Below are 1,431 nucleotides of genomic sequence, written 5' to 3'. Positions count from 1 at the left end.
AACTAGCCCGACTCCAGCACCAGTTCCACCGCCGCATCGAGCCACCGCACCTCATCCGCCCCCAACGTCGGATTCGCCGCCCGTCGTGCGCGGGCCTCCGCGAGGTGGCTGTCGGCGGTGGCCCTGAAATCGACCGCCGTGTCCGTCAGGAGCGTGGTCAGAGCGACACGTGACCCGGCAGCCTCAGGTCTGCCGCTCACCGCGACCTCCGCGAGGATCAGCGCCGACATCGCCCAGTCGAGGCCGGGCGGGCCCTCCTCCGCGGTGGCCCAGTCGATGACCACGGGGCCCTCCGGCGTGAGGATCACGTTCTCCGGGTGGAGGTCGAGGTGCAGTACGCGGTCCATGGGTGAGGTGGACGAACGGGTCGGAAGGGCGTGCAGCGTGTGCAGCAGCCGGGCGAGGATCACTGCCGCCTCCTCCGGCGCGATCGCGCCCCGCATCGCGGCCTCCGCCATGGTCGGCCCCGCCAACCGCCCGATGACCAGGTCGGTACGCGGTGCGCCGGGCTCGGCAGGGCGGATGGGCGGCACGGGATACCCGTGCTCCGACAGATACGTCATGACGGCGGCCTCGTCTGTCGCGTCGGTCCCGTCCCGGTACCGACGCAGCACCCATGTGTCGTCCAGCGCGAAGACATCCGCGGTGCGCCCCGAGCCGAGCAGCCGATCAGTCATCCCCATTCCGGGAGCGTAGCTGCCTCCCCGGAATCAGATGCGGCGAGCGAGCCTCACCCCGCGAACTCCACCTCCGGATACCTTCCCGAAGGACCGTTCAGCAGGTGGTCGTCCTGTCCCCGCAGCCAGCGGTCGAAGAACGATGTCGCGTAGGCCCGTTCGGCTGCGACCGCGCGGTCCGGGTCTACCGTGCCCATGTTCTTCTCGATGACCTTGCGGTCCACCCCGGCCTGCGGGAGCAGCGCGGCGAGGTCCGTGTACGTCTGGTGCTTCGAGCCGCGCAGGGTCAGATTCCGCTTCCAGCCGGTGGTGTGGGACCAGAACTCGCGCCACGACGGTTCCGTGGTGCGGTCGCTGCCCTGCCTGCCCATGAGCAGGAACGGGCGGGTCAGGCCGTGTTGGGCCACCGGCGTGAGGTTCGTGCCGTTCGGTTCGGGGTTGTTCTCCAGGGTGCCGTCGATGTTCATGCCTGCCTTGACCCGCTTGTCCTCGTACATCGTCTCGGCCGCCGCGATCCCGCCCGCCGACTGGCCGAACATGCCCACCCGCTCCTGGTCCACGACCCTGGACAGACCGTGTGGCAGGGAGCCGAGGCGGTCCAGGACGAACTTCGAGTCGGCCACCCGGATGTCCAGGACCTTCTTGAGCAGCGCCGGCACCGCTTCGTTCTCCTGCGCCTCTGCGAATGCCTTGAGGAGCGGGGCGTCGTCCTTGACCGAGCCGTCGGGGAACTGCACCCCCGGCGCCTCATAGG

At 69.7% G+C, this 1,431-nt stretch carries 2 protein-coding genes; both read right to left on the bottom strand.

What is annotated here, in order from left to right; all coding sequences use genetic code 11:
- Positions 1 to 2: 2 nt before the first annotated feature.
- Positions 3 to 683, bottom strand: coding sequence for a phosphotransferase (locus ACZ5CR_RS45145; protein ID WP_468869445.1), 681 nt, complete (start codon positions 681 to 683; stop codon positions 3 to 5).
- A 47-nt stretch (positions 684 to 730) separates the two neighbouring features.
- Positions 731 to 1,431 (bottom strand): alpha/beta hydrolase (locus tag ACZ5CR_RS45140; RefSeq protein ID WP_468869443.1); only part of this gene is annotated, 701 nt, incomplete at its 5' end.

Source organism: Streptomyces sp. NPDC031274 (genome assembly GCF_055570235.1).
This window is presented reverse-complemented; position numbering and strand designations above follow the sequence as displayed.

What these genes read in the sequence shown, in the direction of transcription:
- ACZ5CR_RS45145 (WP_468869445.1), bottom strand. Translation starts at nt 683, where the DNA reads ATGGGGATGACTGATCGGCTGCTCGGCTCGGGGCGCACCGCGGATGTC.